Annotated in this window: 18 protein-coding genes and 2 tRNA genes; 12 read left to right on the top strand and 8 right to left on the bottom strand. The window is 49.6% G+C overall.

Annotation, left to right across the window (positions count from 1 at the left end):
• Nucleotides 1–46 precede the first annotated feature (46 nt).
• Together BGX12_RS04065 and BGX12_RS04060 are read right to left on the bottom strand one after the other, a co-directional pair.
• Nucleotides 47–808 carry a hypothetical protein gene (locus BGX12_RS04065; protein WP_109734814.1) on the bottom strand — a complete coding sequence of 254 codons (762 nt, stop codon included), beginning with the start codon at nucleotides 806–808 and terminating at the stop codon, nucleotides 47–49.
• Nucleotides 808–1,818 (bottom strand): hypothetical protein, encoded by a 1,011-nt coding sequence (locus BGX12_RS04060; RefSeq protein ID WP_109734813.1) that lies wholly within the window; start codon nucleotides 1,816–1,818, stop codon nucleotides 808–810. Before BGX12_RS04060 ends, BGX12_RS04065 begins: the two co-directional genes overlap by 1 nt.
• A 126-nt stretch (nucleotides 1,819–1,944) precedes the next feature.
• Here BGX12_RS04060 and BGX12_RS04055 point away from each other — a divergent pair.
• The 5 genes from BGX12_RS04055 to BGX12_RS04035 all read left to right on the top strand — a co-directional run bounded on the left by BGX12_RS04055 (nucleotide 1,945) and on the right by BGX12_RS04035 (nucleotide 4,782).
• Nucleotides 1,945–2,017: transfer RNA gene (locus BGX12_RS04055), tRNA-Lys, on the top strand.
• A gap of 47 nt (nucleotides 2,018–2,064) precedes the next feature.
• A tRNA-Pro gene (locus tag BGX12_RS04050) sits at nucleotides 2,065–2,138 on the top strand.
• 839 nt (nucleotides 2,139–2,977) lie between these two features.
• A complete protein-coding gene (locus tag BGX12_RS04045; protein ID WP_109734812.1) occupies nucleotides 2,978–4,024 on the top strand; it encodes an alpha-hydroxy-acid oxidizing protein in 1,047 nt (348 codons plus the stop codon).
• A gap of 120 nt (nucleotides 4,025–4,144) precedes the next feature.
• Nucleotides 4,145–4,372 carry a hypothetical protein gene (locus tag BGX12_RS04040; RefSeq protein WP_109734811.1) on the top strand — a complete coding sequence of 76 codons (228 nt, stop codon included), beginning with the start codon at nucleotides 4,145–4,147 and terminating at the stop codon, nucleotides 4,370–4,372.
• A complete protein-coding gene (locus BGX12_RS04035) occupies nucleotides 4,369–4,782 on the top strand; it encodes a PIN domain-containing protein (RefSeq protein WP_109734810.1) in 414 nt (137 codons plus the stop codon). Before BGX12_RS04040 ends, BGX12_RS04035 begins: the two co-directional genes overlap by 4 nt.
• Before the next feature lie 26 nt (nucleotides 4,783–4,808).
• Here BGX12_RS04035 and BGX12_RS04030 read toward each other — a convergent pair whose 3' ends face one another.
• From BGX12_RS04030 to glgC, 6 genes are all read right to left on the bottom strand, one after another.
• Nucleotides 4,809–5,342, bottom strand: coding sequence for a hypothetical protein (locus BGX12_RS04030; RefSeq protein WP_088658775.1), 534 nt, complete (start codon nucleotides 5,340–5,342; stop codon nucleotides 4,809–4,811).
• Between the two features lie 5 nt (nucleotides 5,343–5,347).
• Complete coding sequence (trmFO, locus tag BGX12_RS04025; RefSeq protein ID WP_109734809.1) at nucleotides 5,348–6,739, bottom strand: methylenetetrahydrofolate--tRNA-(uracil(54)-C(5))-methyltransferase (FADH(2)-oxidizing) TrmFO; 1,392 nt, start codon at nucleotides 6,737–6,739, stop codon at nucleotides 5,348–5,350.
• Nucleotides 6,740–6,816: 77 nt separating this feature from the next.
• Nucleotides 6,817–7,272 carry a hypothetical protein gene (locus tag BGX12_RS04020; protein ID WP_109734808.1) on the bottom strand — a complete coding sequence of 152 codons (456 nt, stop codon included), beginning with the start codon at nucleotides 7,270–7,272 and terminating at the stop codon, nucleotides 6,817–6,819.
• 123 nt (nucleotides 7,273–7,395) lie between these two features.
• Nucleotides 7,396–8,457: an IMP cyclohydrolase gene (locus BGX12_RS04015; RefSeq protein WP_109734807.1), complete on the bottom strand. Its 1,062-nt coding sequence runs from the start codon at nucleotides 8,455–8,457 to the stop codon at nucleotides 7,396–7,398.
• A gap of 174 nt (nucleotides 8,458–8,631) precedes the next feature.
• Nucleotides 8,632–9,438, bottom strand: coding sequence for a NifU family protein (locus BGX12_RS04010; protein WP_109734806.1), 807 nt, complete (start codon nucleotides 9,436–9,438; stop codon nucleotides 8,632–8,634).
• A gap of 234 nt (nucleotides 9,439–9,672) precedes the next feature.
• A complete protein-coding gene (glgC, locus tag BGX12_RS04005) occupies nucleotides 9,673–10,923 on the bottom strand; it encodes a glucose-1-phosphate adenylyltransferase (RefSeq protein ID WP_109734805.1) in 1,251 nt (416 codons plus the stop codon).
• Between the two features lie 318 nt (nucleotides 10,924–11,241).
• On the opposite strand from glgC, the gene BGX12_RS04000 reads away from it, so the two are divergent.
• From BGX12_RS04000 to BGX12_RS03970, 7 genes are all read left to right on the top strand, one after another.
• Entirely contained in the window at nucleotides 11,242–13,104 is a 1,863-nt protein-coding gene (locus tag BGX12_RS04000) for a phosphoenolpyruvate carboxykinase (GTP) (RefSeq protein WP_109734804.1), read from the top strand.
• Between the two features lie 228 nt (nucleotides 13,105–13,332).
• Nucleotides 13,333–13,710, top strand: a complete 378-nt coding sequence (locus tag BGX12_RS03995; RefSeq protein ID WP_109734803.1) for a hypothetical protein — start codon at nucleotides 13,333–13,335, stop codon at nucleotides 13,708–13,710.
• A gap of 15 nt (nucleotides 13,711–13,725) precedes the next feature.
• The gene (locus tag BGX12_RS03990; RefSeq protein ID WP_109734802.1) at nucleotides 13,726–14,400 is read left to right on the top strand and encodes a hypothetical protein; all 675 of its coding nucleotides are present in this window, start codon (nucleotides 13,726–13,728) and stop codon (nucleotides 14,398–14,400) included.
• 125 nt (nucleotides 14,401–14,525) lie between these two features.
• Nucleotides 14,526–15,701, top strand: coding sequence for a multidrug effflux MFS transporter (locus tag BGX12_RS03985; RefSeq protein ID WP_109734801.1), 1,176 nt, complete (start codon nucleotides 14,526–14,528; stop codon nucleotides 15,699–15,701).
• Between the two features lie 218 nt (nucleotides 15,702–15,919).
• Entirely contained in the window at nucleotides 15,920–16,546 is a 627-nt protein-coding gene (locus tag BGX12_RS03980) for a PadR family transcriptional regulator (protein WP_109734800.1), read from the top strand.
• Between the two features lie 182 nt (nucleotides 16,547–16,728).
• Nucleotides 16,729–19,245: a GH36-type glycosyl hydrolase domain-containing protein gene (locus BGX12_RS03975; protein WP_109734799.1), complete on the top strand. Its 2,517-nt coding sequence runs from the start codon at nucleotides 16,729–16,731 to the stop codon at nucleotides 19,243–19,245.
• A gap of 206 nt (nucleotides 19,246–19,451) precedes the next feature.
• Nucleotides 19,452–20,027 carry a P-loop NTPase fold protein gene (locus BGX12_RS03970; protein WP_109734798.1) on the top strand — a complete coding sequence of 192 codons (576 nt, stop codon included), beginning with the start codon at nucleotides 19,452–19,454 and terminating at the stop codon, nucleotides 20,025–20,027.
• The last annotated feature ends 84 nt before the right edge of the window (nucleotides 20,028–20,111 follow it).

Genomic DNA, 20,111 nt, shown 5'->3' with positions numbered 1-20,111 from the left:
AATTTGCGGTCATGCTGATGCAGGTCAGCGGGCAGTTCAATTAGAATTACTTCTTCTTGACGGAAATGGCGTTTAGGTGTTTTTCCGAGAGCTTTGAAAGCAGCACTGCCTTATTTCTCTTTTCGTCAAGTTCCTGCGATGTTTTGATGAACATTCCCATGGTCGTGGGATGCCTCATGGTATACGAGAGCGTGGTGCCATGCTGCATATTCTTATACATGACTGGCCAGAGTTCCTTTGCCATGGAACCCTGGTTCAAGAAAGTCCCGTCCAGTTTGCACTGCAAGTTTTCGTCAATCTTTTCGTCAAAGGCCTTTGCCACCAGGTAAGGCACGCTGAACATCTTTCCTCCGGCATGAGCCATGCGCAAACTGTAATCCAGAAGTCTCAGGCTTTCAGGCAAATCCTGATCGAACAGTCCTGTGCGCTGGATAATCCTTCGGGAGAAAACTCCAATGAGCGGATTAGGTCCCGCCACGTAACGCAGTTCTTCCAGTTCGGAAATGGGGGAGAATCCTCTGGAGCCGTCAATGAGTAGTCCACCGTAAAAATGTCCGTTGGATTTCACGCGGGGGGCGAATGCGTCCACCATGGGGAAACTATCCGTTTCTATGGCAAGTTCGTTGAGAAATTCCCTGTCGATGTTGATGGACGGATGTGCAAAGACAATCCATTCTGCTTCCAGCTCGTTAAGGTCCTTGTTCCAGTCTTTGGTGTGGAACCATCCCAAGGCGGGATCTTCGAAAGTGGGCTGCCAGGAATCGAATTCGCTTGTGTTGTCAAAAACGAAAACGTCGAACTGTCTCATTAGAAGTTGAACCTAATGCCGAGGCGATGTTCCTGGCCTAGACCTTGTGCTAAGTAGGAGAAACTGTAATCCACAGAGAAAAGCGGGTGGATGTAACCTAGACCTGCGCTCAGCATGTGTGCCCGGTTGGTCTCATCCGGGCGGTTCTCGGATGCCATCAGTTCCAAAGCGTCGCGATACAAGTCCAGCCAGGTTCTAGAGAATCCGAGACGGACAAAGAAACTTTTGCCCAGGTTATATTCGCCAGCCAGGTTCAGGAACGGTTCTGCAAAGCGTGGGAATTCGGCGGCGGCAAAAAGAGTCAGACGAGGAATCGCCCTAGCACGCATATAACCGCTGAAAATAAAAGTCTGGGACATGGGATAATACTGGTTTTCGTCATCATCCACATAGTCGCGGAGCAAACAGCCGAAATCTCGGGCTGCCAGAGCAAGTCCGAACAACTTGCTTTCGGACTGCCAGGTAATACCCCAGTCAAAAGCGGCGCCCATGGCTGTTCTTGCACCTTCGTCATCCGCAAGATTGTCCGTTGCGAACTTGATGGTGGCACCGAAGCTAAAATGCTTCATGGGGAAGGCGATCGTTGCGGTAATCAACTGGCTGAACGGATTGTAGTCCTTGCCTGTAGCGTCGCCGTAATCGTCATAACCTTCAATAGTCCCGTAGTCCAACCAGTTGTAGCCTAACTGTAGAATGTACTTCTGGTAATGTCCGGTATAGGACAGGCTTCCCTGGTTGTCTGCAAAATCCCCTGTCTGCCAATGTGCTTCTGCCATATGATTCTTGCCCTCGGGCATTATCAAGCTAGCAGGGTTTACCAAGGCAATGGTGGGATCTGAAGTGAAAAGTGCGCCCGCAGCCTTTTCCAAAGCCGTGTTGCGGGGGCCGTCAAAAGTATTCATGAAGGAAAAAACTTCACGTCCAGCGTCGTTCTGTGTAAAATAGGCCATACCTGCAGTAGGCAACAGTAGACCTGCTAACAAAGCGCTCTTGGAAATCTTAAACGGCATAATCCAAATTTAAAAAATTTGTACGTCAAGAATGTACGTTTCGTATTTATAAAAACCACTATTTTGTGTAAAATCCCAGTTTTGCCTTTACAAAACAGGCGACCTTTAGTATATTTGGTCTCACTCGGGCTATTAGCTCAGTTGGTAGAGCAACGCCCTTTTAAGGCGTGGGTCGAAGGTTCGAGTCCTTCATAGCTCAGGAAAGGCCGGTTTCGAGTAATCGGAATCGGTCTTTTCTTTAAAAATCGGGGTGTAGCTCAGCCTGGTAGAGCGTCTGCTTTGGGAGCAGAATGTCGTCAGTTCGAATCTGGCTACCCCGATACAAATAAGGTCACCCCCATAAAGGGGGTGGCCTTATTTGTGTATTCAGGATGGGCCAGATCGAACTGAAAGTTCGACAATATTTTTCATATGCACGAATGAAATGAGTGCGTAAGGGAAAATATTGCGCTCCGGTCGTAGGCCGGAGCCCGCCAGGGCAAGCAAGGCTCGGCTTTGCCGTATTGCCTTGCGCAGCAATCTGGCAACCCCGCGAGCCGAAGGTTTGACAGAGACCCCCTTGTGGGGCCTCTTTTTGTATCCTAGGTAACGCCAGATCGAACTGCGAAGTCAGTTCGACAAAAATTACCAATGCACGAAACGAAGTGAGTGCGTATGGCAATTTTTGAGCTTGGGCATCAGCCCAAGCCCGAAGGGTTCGAGTCGCTCGTCGAAGACGAGTAGCGACGAGAACAATCTGGCTACCCCCGCATACGAGAAAGGCACCCCTTGTGGGGCCTCTTTTTGTATCCTAGGTAACGCCAGATCGAACTGCGAAGTCAGTTCGACAAAAAAAGAAATATTGTTTTTTTGAGAATTAGGTTACTAAATGGATGTTTTGGACTTGTTTAGTACCCTTGTTTTTGTACAAATTAACTGATTAGGCCTTGAAATAAGCTGCATTCGATAAAATCCTTATCATAAGAAACGAAAAATCAATGTATAAAGACTTCTTTTGTTTCACAGACAGGCTATTTATTACGGATAAATTAAAATGTGGGTTACTAAAAAGATGTTTTATGTGACTCTAGTACCCTATTTTTTGTTTTTTTTTCTTTTTATATCATTGAAACAATGCTTATTTGCTTGTTCTTTCTTATATTCTTTTTTGAGGTATCAAATGACTTATCAAGAAGTTCTTGAAAACGCAAAGAAGAACATTGGCCCCAACTGCAAAGTTTGCCCCGTCTGTAACGGCCTTGCCTGCGGCAACACCATGCCGGGCCCCGGTTCCAAGGCTCCGGGCAACGGTGCCAATGACAATTTCAAGGCTTGGCGCAACATCAAGCTGAATGTGGATACTTTCGTTCCCAACACTCCCATTGATACTAGCACTGAGCTGCTGGGCCTCAAGCTAAGTTTGCCTCTCATTACCGCTCCCATCGGGTCTATCGCCATGCAGTTTAACCCCACCGACGACGTGGCGGATTTTAATGAAAAGTGCATGGCCGCCTGTGAATCCCGCGGAATTTTCCACGCCTACGGCAATGGCCGCGACCAGCGAGTCTGGGACCGCGCCATCGAATCGGGCAAGGCACACGGCAACTGCGGCATTCCTGTTTTTAATCCCGGCACCAACGAAGGCATTGAGAGCCTGATGGACTTGTACAAGGATTGCTTGCCGCAGGCCATGTGTGTGGTGGTGGATAGCGCTGGCCTTCCGCATCTCAAGACTTTCAACGGCAAGGGTGGCGGTACCAAGACCGTCGAAGACCTGCGCGAACTGAAGGCTTATGCAAAAGTGCCCTTCATTGTCAAAGGCATCATGAGCGCCCGCACCGCCCTCAAGGCTGTTGAAGCCGGTGCCGACGCCATCATCGTTTCCAATCACGGTGGCCGCGTTCTCTCCGACACTCCCGCTACCGCAGAAGTGCTTCCGGAAATTGTTGCAGCCGTCAAGGGTACCGCTGGTTCCGCGGGGGCGGCTCCGAAAACCAAGATTCTCGTGGATGGCGGCATCCGTTCCGGCCTGGATGTGTTCAAGGCCCTGGCCATGGGCGCAGACGCTTGCCTCATTTGCCGTCCCGTCTTGATTTCTTATTACGGTGGCGGTCAGGAAGGCATCGAAATCTACCTGGATAAAATCAAGGCCGAACTTGAAGATACCATGTACATGTGCGGTGCCCGAAAGATTTCGGACATTAATCGTTCGATGATTCGTTTTTAGTTGTTATCACGGATTTTTCTTTTCTGGTGGACCGCAAATCCGATAGGATCGTGCAAACTGTAGTTTGCAAAATGTTTGGTGTACTTGCATTTTTGATAAACGATTTATAGATTTATCAATATGTCAGAAACCGCTTTTGCTGAATATACAGAGAATGTTTTGTCGCTTACAGCAGAACAGCAGGCTGAGTTGCTTGCTGTTTTACTTGATGCAATGAGCGCAAAAGAAAATTCTACAATGAAAGGCAATATTGCCCTGTTCAAGGAATTTTCCGGATGCATCGATGCGGAATCTTTAAATATTCGTGAATCAATGAATGAATATCTTGATGCCCGGTATGGCGTATGAGAATCTTTGTTGATACGAATGTTTTGATAGATTGGATTTTAAATAGAAGTGAATTTCATTTAGATGCAGAGCGCTTGATGTCTGCTATAGTGAATGGTGTTGTTGATGGATATGTTTCGTCGCATTCGCTAACAGATCTGTTTTATATAACGCGAAAAAACTTGACGTTAGAAAAACGAAGAATTCTAACGTTGTTTGTACTAGCAAATATGAAAGTTATTCCTGAAAGCCAGGTGATGTTTGATAACGTGTTGAATCAAACCCCTTTTCAGGATCTAGAAGATGGTTTACAGCAGCAATGCGCTTCTGTATCAAATCTTGATTTCGTTGTGACTCAGAACCTTAAGGATTTTCAAAACACCAAGGTCAAGGCTATTTCAATAAAAGATGCTTTACGCTTATTGAATTAAAAAAGCTCCCCTCGAGGGAGCCTTTTTTATAAGCTGAATTTTACGCCGGCAGAAAATGATCCGACTTGTCCAGCACCAAGTTCAAAGAAGAATGATGTGTCTAATCCGAATTCGAAGCCGATTAAAGAGATGTGGAATACAGCTTCAACATCAAATGTGTCACTGTCAAAAATTGTGGCGACCCCGAATGCCAACTGGGAGTAACAACGAAAATCTGTCTTGTTGACCCAATTGAACTTTGCCTTGGGCATGAGCGAAATGGTATGCATATTGATATCATTTGCGACGTATGCGTAAGTCAGGAAACCACCGGTTTCAAGAAGTTTTCCGACTTCAAATCCGTAGGCAATGTTGAATGAACTTGCCGTTATAAAGTCTACTTCTTCATCTTCGAAATCTTTATCGAAAGCATGTGATATTATGTTGCCAGACACAATAGCCATAGCATTGAGATTGAAATAACCATAGCTTATGCTGATATTCTGTTCATGGTCCGAACTAGCGAACGCCGATGCGTACGAAAGCAGTAAACCAAGTACGAAGATGATGGCTTTATTCAAAAGAATTAACCTTCGCAGTTTTCGTCTGCCTGCGGATTAACGAAGCGGGCGTTCCCGATGGTTCGTTCTGCGATCCACTGGCGAACGGCGCGTTCTGCTGCGGCTCCAAGAATTTCCTTCTTGTTCTTTTTTTTCAGGCCTTCGTGATGGGGGAGGAGGCCGAAGTTGAAATTCATGGGCTGGAAGTCTTCGTTTTCTTCCACCAGGCGGTTCATCAAGGCGCCGATGCAACTTTCATCCGGCAGCGGGTCGGCATGGCCGTGCAAAAGAGTCTGGGCCATATTCCAAGCGGAATACCAGCCGGTGGCCACCGCTTCGGTGTAGCCTTCGGAACCGGTAATCTGGCCTGCAAACCATGTGGGCGGAATGTCCTTGGCGCATTCCAGATCCGGGCGCAGGCGCAAAGTCTTGTCCAGGAATTTGGGGGAATCGATAAAGGTGTTGCGGTGCATGCAGCCCAGGCGTGCGAAGTTGGCATTCTTCAGAGCCGGTACCATGGTGAAGATTTCCTTCTGGGTTCCCCACTTGAGGCGGGTCTGGAAACCCACCATGTTGTACAAAGTCTTCTGCTTGTTTTCGGCGCGAAGCTGGATCACGGCGTACCAAAGCTTGCCGTTATTGCCAAGGCCCAGACCGATGGGGCGCATGGGGCCGTGACGCAAAGTTTCGTAACCGCGGCGGGCCAGTTCTTCTACCGGGAGGCAGCCTTCGAACAGCTCATGCTTTTCGTAGGGGCGGGGCTCCACGGATTCTGCGTCCACCAGGGCGGCCACGAACTTCTCGTAAGTTTCCCGGTCCAGGGGACAGTTGATAAAGTCTGCTGTTTCGCCCTTTTCCCAGCGGTTCATATAGAAGGCGTGGTCAAAGTCGATGGAATCCGTTTCCACTACGGGAGCGATGGCGTCGTAGAAATGCAGGCGGTCACTGCCCAGGCGCTTAAAGATGTCGTCGGCCAAAGTGTCGCTGGCCAAAGGACCTGCGGCAACCAGCGTGGGGCAGTCTCCGGCGAGACTGGTAACTTCTTCGCGGTGCAGCGTAATGTTGGGGCAGGCGTTGATGCGGGCCTCGACAAGGTCGCTGAAGATGTCGCGATTCACCGTGAGGGAATCGCCCGCAGGCACGGCGGCTTCGGCGGCGCATTCCATGAGGAAGCTTCCCAGCATTCTCAGTTCCTGCTTCAGAAGTCCGTGTGCGCTTGTGACCCCAAGAGCCTTGAAACTGTTGGAACAGACCAGCTGGGCCAAATGACCATCACGATGGGCGGGGGTAGGCTTTACCGGGCGCATTTCATAAAGATGAACATCGAAACCGCGGCTTGCCAACTGCAGTGCGGCTTCACAACCGGCGAGACCGCCACCAATTACACGAACTTTCTGTGCAGAAACATTTTGAGTCATGTACGCAAATTTAGAAAAACGAAAAATCGCGACCGGAGGGCCGCGACTTTCTAAACCTTTATCCTTTAGGCTTTAACCTAATTAACAATCATCTTCTTGTAGGTCTTGGCGTTGCCAATCCAGAGCTTTACAAGGAGTTCTTCAAGAGAAGCTGTAGTGACGCAATCAGGATCTGCGTCCTGTATTTCATCCGAGATCATGTTGGCCTGAGTCAGGTTCAGCATGCCGTAGTAGAGAGCTTCGATCAGCTGGGACAAAAATTCCGGGGAGACTCGGGCGATGCTTTCCATATCGTTCAGCGGTGGCAGCATGGTGTTGTCCGGCATGAACTGGTCCAGGTTGTCCATGGTCCACATGTCTGCGGCGCGACCCATGTCGGGCGAGAGTGCAATTCCCTTAATGTTGGAACGGTATTCCTTCCATTCCTTATCGGTGGTCTTGCCCGCCTTGCGGATCTTCTTCAAAAAAGAAAGTACGGTGTAGTACAAATCCTTTTCTTTCTGATTGATTTCCTTTTGGGAAGATTGAATCATGGATACCTATAAAAACTTAGATTGCCACGTCGCTTCGCTCCTCGCATTGACACATTTTTGTGCCTGCGAGGAACGAGAGCAATTTCGCGGCTGTTTATTGGTGTCGCCTAGGCGACGTTCCTCTTAGTGGCGGAAGTGACGCATTCCAGTGAAGACCATTGCCACGCCAAGCTTGTTGCAAGCTTCAATGGAAAGGTCGTCCTTCTTGGAGCCACCCGGCTGCACGATGTACTGCACGCCTGCAGCAGCTGCGGCTTCCACGTTGTCCGGGAACGGGAAGAATGCGTCGGAACCCATAACGACTTCGCTGAACACCTTAGCTTCGAGAGCCTTGAGGCCAGCCTTGTCGATGCACTTGCCCTTTTCGTTGAAGAACTTCTGGGCTGCCTTCATGCGGGCGACGTTGTCGCGAACGCGGGGCTGGCAGAGACGGAGGTTACTGTCGATGCGGTTGGGCTGGCCGGGGCCGAGACCCAGAACCTGGAAGTAGCCGCGGGCGTATTCGTAACCCATGACGATGGCGTTAGACTTGGTGTGCTTGGTGACGATCCAGGTGAAGCGGGCGAGGGCTTCCTTGTTCTTTGCAAACTTCTTCTTGGTGACGCATTCGAACTTTTCGTAAACGTCAACGTCGCGGTCCTGAACCAGCATACCGCCGATCACGTGCTTGTAGACCTTCATCTTGGTGGCCTTCTTGATTTCGCCAACTTCAAGGAGACGAATGTCCTTGGACTTGTTCTTGAGGAATTCAAGAGCGTCGGCTTCGAAAGCCGGAGCAAGAAGGATTTCAACGAACTTGCCCTTCAGGAATTCTGCAGTCTTCAGGTCGACCTTCTTGGTTACTGCGATAACAGAACCGAAAGCGGACACCGGGTCACCTTCCCATGCTGCTTCCATGGCAGTGCGGAGGGTCTTACCGGTAGCGAGGCCACAGGGGTTCATGTGCTTCACGATGACAACTGCATTTTCACCAGCGAATTCGCGAGCCATTTCGAGAGCTGCGTCGGCGTCAACAATGTTGTTGTAGGAGAGTTCCTTGCCGTGGAGCTGCTTTGCGGTAGCGAGGCTTGCTTCGGTGCAAGTGGGGTCGCGGTAGAAAACAGCTGCCTGGTGAGAGTTTTCACCGTAGCGCATGGGCTGCGGGTCAACGAACTTGAGTTTCAGTTCTTTCGGTTCTTTAGCCATATTATCCTCGTTGGTAGTAAGTTATTGGTAGACAGTAGTCAGTGAATGTTAGGCGCTACGCGCATCATTAATTATTGTCTAAATAACCTCTACGTTTGTTGGTTTAATTTAAAATTCTTTTGAAATAGAAATCCTAGAAAACTTCCTACAGTCTACCGTCTACTTCCTACTAATTTAGGTTTCGCTGGGCTCACCGCCGAATACGGAGGGTTCCTGGTTGATACTGTCCAGCGGATCTTCCGGATCAACAATCAAGTTATAGTAGACGTTGTTCTGCAGTTCGTCCTCGATGTAGAAGAGCGTTCCGCCCATGGCACTGCCACAGCCAGCACAGGCTCCCTGGAAACGAATCTTCAAGTGGTTGTCCTCGGTAAGGTCTAAAATTTCCAAGTCACCGCCGTCGCCCTGCAGGGTTCCGCGGACAGACTTGTGGAGCCATTCCTCGATCTTCTCGATCTTCTGCACCTTGGTGAGTGCGTTCCATTCGGCATCAGCCTCGGCACGGCCTTCTGCGGTCTGGGTGCGGTACTTGATACGTTCCATCTTCTCGCGAACGATAATGGCGGTTGCCTTCTTTTCGGGATATTCTTCCAGGACCTTAGCGATTAGCTTGTTCATCTGGCTGATTTCAGGAGCGGTTTCCGGAATGGCGCGTACTTCGGGGATGTCTCGCAGTTCTTCTTCGATAGATTCTGCAGTAATCTTGCAGGCATCGTCGATGGTTGCCATCTGAATCTTTTTGCAGAAAGTATCAGCAAGAGCGGTAAAGATGGGGCCACCGTAGGTAAAGAAACGTGTTTCGAGAATCTTGTCGCAGTCCGGGTCGATCATCAAGTAGACCTTGAGACTTGCTTCCTTCACATCCACCAGGGCGAGACCATTTTCGTCGGCCTCGATCTGGAAGATTGCCCCGCGGTATTTGGGGGACTTTGCAATATCTTGCACCTTTTGAGAAAGTGTGCTTGTTACATCTTCACTCATACAGCTAAAAGTTAGAAATTTTTCCGTAGGGAATTCCTTTTTCAAACGAATAAAGCCCCGCGAATGCGGGGCTTCCTTTAATCTTTAACTTTGGCGCGGCTATCGCATCACTCGCTTTGTTTCACCTTGATCAGTGAGCAAAAAGGACCGGTTTAAACCGGTCCTTTTTAGCGAGAGAGTTCGCACATCGTAGGTTCTTCGCCGGATGTACTGCGAACTCGGTCTATCAAGGCCTTAGGCTTTGATGATGGTATCCTTGGCGAGAACGACGATGCCAGATTCTGTCACATGGAACAGCTTGCGATCGCGTTCCAGGTCGTAGCCAATCTGGAAGCCTGCAGGAATATGCAAGCCCTTTTCGATAATGGCTCTACGTACCTTGGCGCCCGGTCCAATGGTCACGTTGGGGAAGAGGATGGATTCTTCCACCATGGCATCCTTCTGGATGGTAACACCAGGAGAAAGAATGCTCTTTACGACGGTGCCGCCACCGATAACGCAACCGGCAGACACGATAGAATCGATGGCTGCTCCCTGATGGGCTTCGCCTTCGCCAGCAAAGAATCGTGCAGGCGGCTGGTTCCAGTTGAAAGTACGGATGGGCCAGTAGTTGTTGTAAAGGTCGAACGGCGGATTTTCGGAGCAGAGGTCCATATTTGCTTCGTAAAAGGCGTCAAGAGTTCCTACGTCGCGCCAGTAGCCCTTGGTGCTTGCCTGTTCACCACGAACGATGTTTGTATTGAAGTCGTAGACGTAAACTGGATAATCGTGATACAGGGCGGGAATAATGTGCTTGCCGAAGTCGGTAGCTCCATTCTCAGCTCCTTTCATCAGCTCGCGGACCAGGAACTTGCTGGTGAACAGGTAGTTGCCCATGGAAGCGAGGCACCAACCCGGACGACCCGGCATTTCCTTAGGGTTCTTGGGCTTTTCTTCGAAGCCGATCATGCGGTTGTCCTGATCCACTTCGATAATGCCGAACTCGCTAGCTTCCTTCACCGGCACGGGAATGGCGGCGATGGTGAGAAGTGCTGCACGGGACAGGTGAAAATCAATCATCTGGTTGATGTCCATCTTGTAGATATGGTCTCCACCGAAGATTGCCACCAGGTCCGGACGTTCGTCGGTAATCAAGTTGATGTTCTGGAAAATGGCGTCGGCGGTACCGCGGTACCATTCGTCGCCTGTACGCATCTGGGCGGGAACCAGGTCCACATACTGGTCCAGGCTTGCATTCAGGTTCCAGGCAGCAGAAATGTGCTTGTTCAAAGAGTCGGACTTGAACTGGGTCAACACCTTGATCTTGAAAATGCCGGAGTTGATGAAGTTGTTCAGTACGAAGTCGATAATGCGGTAAGTTCCGCCGAAGTGAACGGCGGGTTTTGCTCGGTCGCGGGTGAGGGGCTGCAGACGGCTGCCCTGACCACCGGCCATAATCATGCAGAGAATATTCTTTTGATGTTCTCTAGAGTAAGACCAACTCATATTTCCTCAAAAAAGTAAAGAAAAAAATTACAATGCATAAAATATCAAATTTTTAAGAAAAAATGGTGGAAAAACGCAAATTTTACTGAAAAATATTTAGAGACTGTCAACGGGACTAGGCGAGGTCGTCTGCCATGGGTGGTTTGATTTGCCGTACTTTGTTCGTTCAGTGTGATTTTGAACGATTTTTCAAACTCGATAGTGTCTATTCGCTTCAAATTTTTATACATTTTCAGCGTTCGAAAATTCTCGAAAGGGCGAATTGCGCACGGACCACGTGTTCAGGTCGCCTTAACATTAACCAAATAGGAGCTCATAATGTCTCTTACTCTGAACGACATCAAGCACCCGAAGATCAAGGCTTGGGTTGAAGAAGTCATCGCAATGTGCGAACCGGACAACGTTGTTGTTGCTGACGGTTCCGTTGAAGAATACAACACTCTTATGCAGAAGTGCGTTGACGCAGGTCTCGCTACTAAGCTCGCTAAGAAGGAAAACTGCTACCTGTTCCGTTCTCTCCCGTCTGACGTGGCTCGTGTTGAATCCCGTACCTTCATCTCTTCCGTTAAGGAAGAAGACGCAGGTCCGACCAACCACTGGATCGACCCGGTTGAACTGAAGAAGACCATGTCCGGTCTCTACAAGGGTTGTATGCACGGCCGTACCATGTACGTGATTCCGTTCTGCATGGGCCCCCTCGGTTCCGCAATCTCCAAGAACGGTATCGAAATCACTGACTCCGAATACGTCGTTCTCAACATGGACATCATGACTCGCGCCGGCAAGAAGGTTCTCGACATCTTCAACGCTGACCCGAACGCTGACTTCGTTCCTTGCCTCCACTCTGTTGGTAAGCCGCTCAACAACGGCGAAACCGACGGCGGCATCTGGCCCTGCGCTGACGTTGAATTCAAGTACATCTCCCAGTTCCCGGAAGAACACCTCGTGTGGTCCTACGGTTCCGGCTACGGTGGAAACGCCCTGCTCGGCAAGAAGTGCTTCGCTCTCCGTATCGCTACCGTTCTCGCTCGCGACGAAGGCTGGCTGGCTGAACACATGCTCATCCTCAAGCTCACCAACCCGGAAGGCAAGGTCAAGTATGTAACTGGCGCATTCCCGTCTGCTTGCGGTAAGACCAACCTCGCTATGCTCATCCCGACTATCCCGGGCTGGAAGGTCGAAACCATCGGTGACGACATTGCATGGATGAAGTTTGGTGCTGATGGCCGTCTCTACGCCATCAACCCTGAAGCTGGCTTCTTCGGCGTTGCTCCGGGCACCTCCGCAGAATCCAACAAGAACGCTCTTATCTCTGCTGAAAAGAACACCATCTACACCAACTGCGCTCTCACTGAAGATGGCGACGTATGGTGGGAAGGCATTGGCTATCCTGCAACTGGCAAGCTGGTTGACTGGAAGGGCAATACCCGTGACGCTCTCCCCAAGGACAAGGCTCCTAAGGGCGAAGAAATGGCTCACCCCAATGCTCGCTTCACTGCTCCGGCATATCAGTGCCCCTGCATTGCTGCTGAATGGGAAGATCCTGCAGGCGTTCCTATCTCCGCAATCCTCTTCGGTGGCCGTCGTCCGTCCACCATTCCTCTGGTTCACCAGTCCCTGAGCTGGAACCACGGCGTGTTCCTCGGCTCCATCGTTGGTTCCGAAATCACCGCTGCTTCCACCATTAACGCTGCTGAAGTCGGTAAGATCCGTCGCGACCCGTTCGCAATCCTCCCGTTCTGCGGCTACAACATGGGTGACTACTTCAAGCACTGGATCGAAATCGGTAAGAAGTCTACCGAAGACAAGCTCCCCAAGATCTTCTACGTCAACTGGTTCCGTAAGGACGCTGACAATGCAGAACTTCCGGGTGGCTTCATGTGGCCGGGTTACGGCGACAACAGCCGCGTCCTCGCTTGGATCTTCGACCGTTGCGACGGCAAGGACAATGCTAAGGAAACCCCGATTGGTCTGATGCCGGCAGACGGCGCCCTCAACACTGAAGGCCTCGCTGAATGCTACAAGAAGACTCTCCCCGCAATCACCTCCGTTGATGTTGAAGGCTGGAAGAAGGAACTCGCTGACGTTAAGGAAAATCACTATCCGAAGTTCGGCGCTCACCTCCCGAAGGAACTCTCTGACATCATCGACATGATTCAGGATCGCCTCAATAAGGCTTAATAAGGCGAGTGAAGCGAAAACAAACTAGTTTGTTTTCATTTCCGAGCCGATAAGCTAGCACTGCGTAGCAGTGCCAGGCATAAGCTTAAAAACGGTTCGCAGCTTAACAGTTGCGAGCCGTTTTTTATTTATATTGTGTACATGCGGTTAGGTGTTATAGCTTTATTTTCTTGTATTGCCCTGTTGTCGGGCTGCAGCAGTCAATACGGAAATTTTTTCCGAATTGTTGTGAACGAAACTGTTCAGGACGAATCCCGAAATGACGAAATTGTATTTTCCGGTAGCAGATTTGATGTGGCTACACCGGAAGTTTCTGGGGATTCTCTGAAACAGTCTGTGCGCCGGATAGAAATCACCCGCCCGTCGTACGCTCTTGAAGAATCTGAATACGACGATGACATGATTCTGTGGTATAGAGACGGCGTCCCGTATCAGGGGCTTTCTATCGTTTATAACAGGAGTGACAAAAAATATACGGCAATCCTTTATAGCGATGTTAGCGAATCAAAAATTTTATTCAAGAAGTCAATGGAAATCCCTGTTGTAAAGGATGTTGTTGATTCACATCTTGTCTTTCGGGTTGATCTGGAAAGCAGAAATCCATAAGAGGTTTGTTGGGTGATGAAAAAATGTGCTTTCCTTTTATTGGTTTCTTTTGCGCTTGTTTTTTTTACGGGGTGTGGCGGATCTTCCAGGAAGTTTGCTGATCCCGCTTGGTTTGCTCCTCCCAGCTCTATTACGATTCTTGCGACGGAACCTTTTGTGGATAACGAGAGCGATGTTCTGGATGATTTTGGCTCGTTTAAAAGCTTTAGGCTATGGTACGTGTCTTATCTGGAAAGGGCTTTTAATCAGTATTTTGCTGCGACTCCTTATGTTAGGTCTATTTCTGATGAGGATGTGGAGCCGAAACTTGTAAATTGGGACGGCAAGGATATGAAAATCCCATATTTTAAGCGGGACAAGTTAGATAGTCTTTCTGGACTTGTTGTCACTATTGATTCCCTACGTTTTTGGAGGGATGTTGAGCCCAACGCCAGGCAAAACTGCGCGGGTAAGCCAAGATTGAACGCAACTCTGTTCTATAGCATTTTCTCGATAGAGGATGATCGTTTGTTGGCTTATGGCAATGCTAGAGTTGACGATACGTTTGCCTTTGCGATGGATAGGGAGAACTGGGAAAATGTTTTAGATAGAGTTGTTCAGCGAGTTGTAGATTTTACGCCTCTAGATAACGGTCGAAAAACTGAGAAATTAGGGGTGAATTCTCGTGTTGTAGAAGGGCATTATAACTGAGTTTGTGATGAGCGCTGCGCAATCCCCTTGAACGAACTTCTGAAAATTTCTATCGTTGGCCCGCGAAATCAACGAGAAACCGATGTTTGGTGTAAGACTCCAGTTGATTTTATAAGGATTGTTTCGTGAGTTCCAAGTCCAAATTCACGTTCTTGATGTTCCTCCTGGGAATGCTTTCTGCCTTCGGGCCCTTCGTTACTGACCTCTACCTGCCGGCTTTGCCAAATCTTGCTGATTACTTCAAGGCTACGCCATCGGCCTCCCAGCTGAGTTTGACTATGAGCATGCTGGGACTTTCTATTGGCCAGTTGTTTATTGGCCCGCTAAGTGACAAGTATGGTCGTAAGCGCCTGCTGGTGATTTGCCTCATCCTATTTGTGGCGGGTACCTGCGCTTGTATTTATGCCCCGGATATCACTCTCTTTAACATCTTCCGTCTGATTCAAGGTCTTGCAGCATCTGGCGGTATCGTGATTGCACGCTCCGTTTCCGCAGATTCTTACCGCGGCCCTGTGCTTACCAAGTTCCTGGCTATGGTAAGCGCCGTGAATGGGGTTGCCCCCATTGTGGCTCCTGTGTTGGGCGGCTTCCTGCTGAACTTCATGAGCTGGAAGGGAACTTTCGCAGTTCTGCTTCTCTATGGTTTTGTGCTGCTGTTTATGGCGGGCAAGTTCCAGGAATCCCTGCCGGTTCATCGCCGTAGCCAGAAGTCCATTTTGGCAAGCTTTACGCTGTACGGTGAAGTTTTCCGTAATGGGGAATTCGTCCGCTACTTCCTGGTTTGTTCCGCTTCCATGATTGTGCTGTTCGGCTATATCGCCGCATCGCCCTTCATTTTCCAGAAGCTTTATGGACTGAGCCCCATCGGTTTTAGTCTTTGCTTTGCTTTGATCGCCCTGTGTACTGCTATTGGATGCGCCACTTCCGGCAAGATCCGTAGTGACCGTACGGCCATTAAAATCGCAGGCTTTGGTATTTTTGTGGCATCCCTTGCCGTGGCCGCCTGTTTGCAGACCCACGCACCGCTGCCCTTGCTCCAGGTGTCCTTTATGGCAACCACATTCATGTTCGGTCTGATGCAGCCGCCGGCCAGCGCATTGGCCCTAAATGCGGAACGCAAGAATGCAGGAACCGCTTCTGCCGCCATGGGTGCCGCAGGCTTCCTCATGGGTGGTATTGCAAGTCCCATTGTGGGCATGGGGAATATTGCAGTCAGCGCCTCCGCCATGCTGGTAACCGGCGGTTTTTTGACCATGCTTTTCATGATCATCGCCAAGTCCAAGATGCCCAAGAAGCGATAACTCAGATTCTCCAGAAGAAGTTCAAAACCTCGTTCTACTCAGAGCGAGGCTTTTTTGTTCAGAAGATTTATTTCCGTTATTACTTTTTTCAATTTTTTTTAAGAAAATGTTCCACTTTGTAAAATTTTAGGTATATTCCAAGTTGGAATAATGCTAAATTTTATTATCACAGAACGATGAATTCCCGAATTTGGCAAAAATAGAAGAGGAATGGGCAAATGAATCGATATGACTTGGTACTGTTGGGTCTTATTCTTGAACACGAACGCAGTGGTTACGACATTATTACCGAAGTCCGCGAACGTGAATTGGACCGCTGGGCCAACTTGAGCACTTCTACCGTCTACAATCGATTGACTACCCTTGAAAAGAACGGCTGCATTGTGGGCCGTACCGAACGCGACGGCAACCGTCCGGAACGCGTGGTGTTCAATATTACTGACAAGGGTCGTGACGTGCTGAAGAAGGAAGTCCTGAGACACCTGACCGGCTTTAACGACGATCCTCGTACCTTGGGTTTTGCGTTCCTGTTTGGCGCTGACAACAAGGAACTGATCCGTACTCTGGAAGCTCATGAACGCCGACTGGTGGCCGAAATTGAAAATCTTGAAAAGATGATTGCAGAAGAACCGAAGCCCACTCTCTATCCGGAAGGTCCGTTCCTGAACTGCATGTCCCGCGATCATATTCTGGTGGAATTGAAGTATGTCCGCGCCGCTATCGGCATTTTGCGTGACCCTGTCCGCAACAAGAAGCTGGATGGCTACTTCTACATCAACTTCGGTAACCGCCCCTTCGAAAACTTTAACCAGAAGCCCGAAGGTGAGGGTTCCGCTGAAAAGTAAAACAAATGTATACGCAACGGGGGAGATTTGTTTCTCCCGCTGCACTTTTTATTTCTAGATTTTAACCATAAGAGGAATTTAGTTGCATAAGGATTATGGAAACGTTCTTAACCAGCGCCCCTAACCCCTAGCCCCTAAATCCTAACCCCTTTTATACACAACCCCTCTCTAACGGAGATACAATGGCTACAACAAAGACAAAGAAGCCCGCTGCAAAGAAGGTGTCCGCTAAGGCCGCCGCCAAGTACGGTTACTTCGATGACGCTGCTAAAGAATACGTTCTCACCAACCCGGCAACCCCGATCAAGTGGTGCAACTACGTTGGTACCCTGAACTTCGGTGGTATTGTTGATACTACCGGTGGTACCCTGGTTTGCAAGGGCGACCCCGCTCTGAACCGTATTACCAAGTACATCGCTCAGATGCCCTGCTCTGACTTCAAGGCAAGCACTGTTTACATCCGCGTTAAGGATGCTAAGGGCGGCTACAGCGTGTTCTCTCCGTTCGTGGTTCCGACCCTCACCAAGATGGACAAGTGGGAATGCCACGTGGGTCTGTCCTACATGCGTTGGATTGCTGAATGCCAGGGCGTTCGCACTCAGGTCACTATCTTCGTTCCGACCGGATCCAACACCCTCCTCCAGGACATCCAGGTTACCAATATCTCTAAGGCCGCTAAGGAAATTGATATTGTTCCCGTTTACGAATTCAGCCACTTCGAAGCTGAAAAGCAGCTCACCAACGCTGACTGGGTTCCCCAGACCATGACCCTCAAGGCTCATCCGGAAAAGGATGGCTGCCTGGTTCTCGAACAGTACGCTTACATGAAGCGTGACTTCGCCGTGAACTACGTTACCGCCAACGGTAAGGTTTCCTCCTTCGATGGCGACCGCCGCGTATTCCTCGGCTCCAACGAAATGGGCTCCTGGGCTGCTCCGCTGTCCCTCGGCAACAAGGAACTTTCCAACTCTGAATGCGACCGTGGCGACAACATCGCTGCTCTCATGATTCACGCTGGCAAGGTTGCTGCCGGCAAGACTTTCCGTACCTGCACTCAGCTCGGTCAGGAACAGTCTCTCAAGGTTGCTAACAAGGCTATCAAGAAGTACCGCGACCTCAAGAACGTCGACAAGGCTTTCGCAGAACTGGCTCAGTTCTGGGTCAAGTACCTCTCTACCATCCAGGTGGAAACCCCGGATGCAGCATTCAACTCCATGGTGAACGTGCACAACCCCCGTCAGTGCCACACCACCAAGAACTGGTCTCGCTACCTGTCCCTGTACCAGCTGGGCTACGGCACCAGCCGCGGTATCGGTTACCGTGACTCCAGCCAGGACCTCATGGGCGTTATGAGCCACATGCCGGAAGAAGCTCTGGAACTGGCCAAGAACCTTCTCTCCGTACAGCGCCCCGAAGGTAACGCAATGCACCAGTACGCTCCGCTCGCTCTTGCTGAAGACAACGGCAACGAAGCTAACGCCGGTGACTCCCGCGAAAAGGCTGGCGTCAAGGACGAAAAGGGCAATCCGATGTATGCCGACTGGTACGGTGACGACCATCTGTGGATCGTTCTCACTGTTGCCAACTACCTCAAGGAAACTGGCAAGCTCGCTCTCCTCGACGAAGAAATTCCGTTCTACGTTGCTGGCAAGAAGCGCGCAGACCGTCCGAAGGGCACTGTCCTCGAACACCTCAAGCGTTCTCTCGAATTCACCCATTCTCACATGGGTAAGCATGGTCTTCCGCTCCTCGGCTTCGCTGACTGGAACGACTGCATGAACCTCCCGCTGGGTGCAGAATCCAACTTCAACTCCGGCTTGTACGCAAAGGCCCTTCTGGAAATGATGGACATCTGCGAAGCTCTCGGCGACAAGAAGTCCCTGGACATGTACAAGAAGTGGTACGAAGAAATCAAGAAGGCCTTCAACGACAGTTCTTGGGACGGCAAGTGGTGGATCCGCTGGTTCGGCAAGGACGGCACCGCTTACGGTACCAACAAGGCTAAGTACGGCAAGATCTATTGCAACAGCCAGTCTTGGTCTGTGATTTCTGGCATCGCTTACGGCGATCGCGCAGTACAGGGCATGGACAGCCTGAACAAGCTCCTGAACACTGCTAACGGTGTGAAGAGCTCTACTCCGGGTTACCGCGGCTTCGATCCGACCGTTGGTGGCATCTCCACCTATCCTCCTGGAGCAAAGGAAAACGGCGGTATCTTCCTCCACACCAACCCGTGGGTGATGATCGCTGAAACCATCCTTGGCCGTGGCGACAAGGCATTCCAGTACTACAACCAGATCAACCCCGCTGCAAAGAACGTCAAGCTGGACGAATTCGAATCCGAACCGTACTGCTATCCGCAGAACATCCTCGGTGACGAACACAAGCAGTTCGGTATGGGCCGTAACGCATGGCTCTCCGGTACCTCTTCCTGGACCTACCAGGCTGCTACCCAGTTCATCATCGGTGTTCGCGCTAGCTTCAAGGGCCTGATCATCAATCCTTGCATTCCTTCCGCATGGGGCGAATTCAAGGTGACCCGTAAGTTCCGTGGCGCTACCTACGAAATCTCCGTGAAGAACCCGAAGCACGTCTGCAAGGGCGTTGCCAAGATGGTTGTCGACGGCAAGGAAATCGATTCCAACGTCGCACCGGTGTTCACTTCTGGCGTTCACAAGGTTGAGGTTGTTCTGGGTTAATTCCAGAAACAAATCTTTGAATCTGGATATTTTTTGTTCTATCTCAAATTATTCAGATTCTCAAAATCAGATCGATTTGAAGAAAGAAGTTCCGAAAGGGACTTCTTTCTTTTTTTTGTATGGAGATTGTCCCCGAAAAGTTGACTTTATATTAAACATTTTGTATTTTACATTTTGTAAAATGCATTTTGTAAAATGGAGCCGCTATGGAAAATCCGTTTGTAGTAAAGCCTTATAAGTCTAGTGAATTATTCTGTGACCGAGTGAGCGAAACTGCTCACGTGTCTAGTCTATTGTTGTCGGGAGACAACGTGACCTTGATTTCTCCCCGCAGGTATGGCAAAACGGGTTTAATCTATCGAGTCTTTGATGAGATAAAATCAAAGCATCGTAAGATTGTCACCTGTTATGTGGATATTTATTCGGCAAACAATCTAGAGGACTTTGTAAAACTGTTCTCTGAGGCTGTAGTGGCGAGTGCTCAGGAAAATTCCCTGGTAAAAAAGTTTTTTTCGGCTATGGGTGGTGTTCGCCCTTTGCTGAGCTTTGATTCCATTACGGGGGCGCCTCAAGTGAGTATAGCCTATCAAAATGAAAATCAGAAGGTGGCTACTCTTAAGTCCATCTTTGACTTCTTGGAAACTCAAAAGAATAAGGTTATCGTTGCTATAGATGAATTTCAACAGATAAGAGCTTTCCCGAATGTAAAAATGGAGGCTTTGTTACGAACCTATATCCAGCCTCTGAAGAATATCTCTTTTGTTTTTTGTGGGCGAATTTAAGTCGCCAAGTAAATTTGTTTAACTTGCCTAGAAATATACTCTAATGGGGTGAGAAATCCAAGTCGTTTTCTCGGCCGATTGTTC

The sequence above is a fragment of the Fibrobacter sp. UWR4 genome, from assembly GCF_003149045.1.
Lineage (GTDB): Bacteria > Fibrobacterota > Fibrobacteria > Fibrobacterales > Fibrobacteraceae > Fibrobacter.
Note: the sequence above shows the minus strand (reverse complement) of the source record. Positions and strands in the feature narration are given on the sequence as shown.

Excerpts from the sequence above, each read along its gene's own strand:
- BGX12_RS04035 (WP_109734810.1), top strand. The coding sequence starts at position 4,369 with ATGAGAATCTTTGTTGATACGAATGTTTTGATAGATTGGATTTTAAAT.
- BGX12_RS04015 (WP_109734807.1), bottom strand. The coding sequence starts at position 8,457 with ATGGCTAAAGAACCGAAAGAACTGAAACTCAAGTTCGTTGACCCGCAG.
- BGX12_RS04020 (WP_109734808.1), bottom strand. The coding sequence starts at position 7,272 with ATGATTCAATCTTCCCAAAAGGAAATCAATCAGAAAGAAAAGGATTTG.
- glgC (WP_109734805.1), bottom strand. The coding sequence starts at position 10,923 with ATGAGTTGGTCTTACTCTAGAGAACATCAAAAGAATATTCTCTGCATG.
- BGX12_RS03990 (WP_109734802.1), top strand. The coding sequence starts at position 13,726 with ATGAAAAAATGTGCTTTCCTTTTATTGGTTTCTTTTGCGCTTGTTTTT.
- BGX12_RS04060 (WP_109734813.1), bottom strand. The coding sequence starts at position 1,818 with ATGCCGTTTAAGATTTCCAAGAGCGCTTTGTTAGCAGGTCTACTGTTG.
- BGX12_RS03975 (WP_109734799.1), top strand. The coding sequence starts at position 16,729 with ATGGCTACAACAAAGACAAAGAAGCCCGCTGCAAAGAAGGTGTCCGCT.
- BGX12_RS04040 (WP_109734811.1), top strand. The coding sequence starts at position 4,145 with ATGTCAGAAACCGCTTTTGCTGAATATACAGAGAATGTTTTGTCGCTT.
- trmFO (WP_109734809.1), bottom strand. The coding sequence starts at position 6,739 with ATGACTCAAAATGTTTCTGCACAGAAAGTTCGTGTAATTGGTGGCGGT.
- BGX12_RS04045 (WP_109734812.1), top strand. The coding sequence starts at position 2,978 with ATGACTTATCAAGAAGTTCTTGAAAACGCAAAGAAGAACATTGGCCCC.
- BGX12_RS03970 (WP_109734798.1), top strand. The coding sequence starts at position 19,452 with ATGGAAAATCCGTTTGTAGTAAAGCCTTATAAGTCTAGTGAATTATTC.
- BGX12_RS04010 (WP_109734806.1), bottom strand. The coding sequence starts at position 9,438 with ATGAGTGAAGATGTAACAAGCACACTTTCTCAAAAGGTGCAAGATATT.
- BGX12_RS04000 (WP_109734804.1), top strand. The coding sequence starts at position 11,242 with ATGTCTCTTACTCTGAACGACATCAAGCACCCGAAGATCAAGGCTTGG.
- BGX12_RS04065 (WP_109734814.1), bottom strand. The coding sequence starts at position 808 with ATGAGACAGTTCGACGTTTTCGTTTTTGACAACACAAGCGAATTCGAT.
- BGX12_RS03980 (WP_109734800.1), top strand. The coding sequence starts at position 15,920 with ATGAATCGATATGACTTGGTACTGTTGGGTCTTATTCTTGAACACGAA.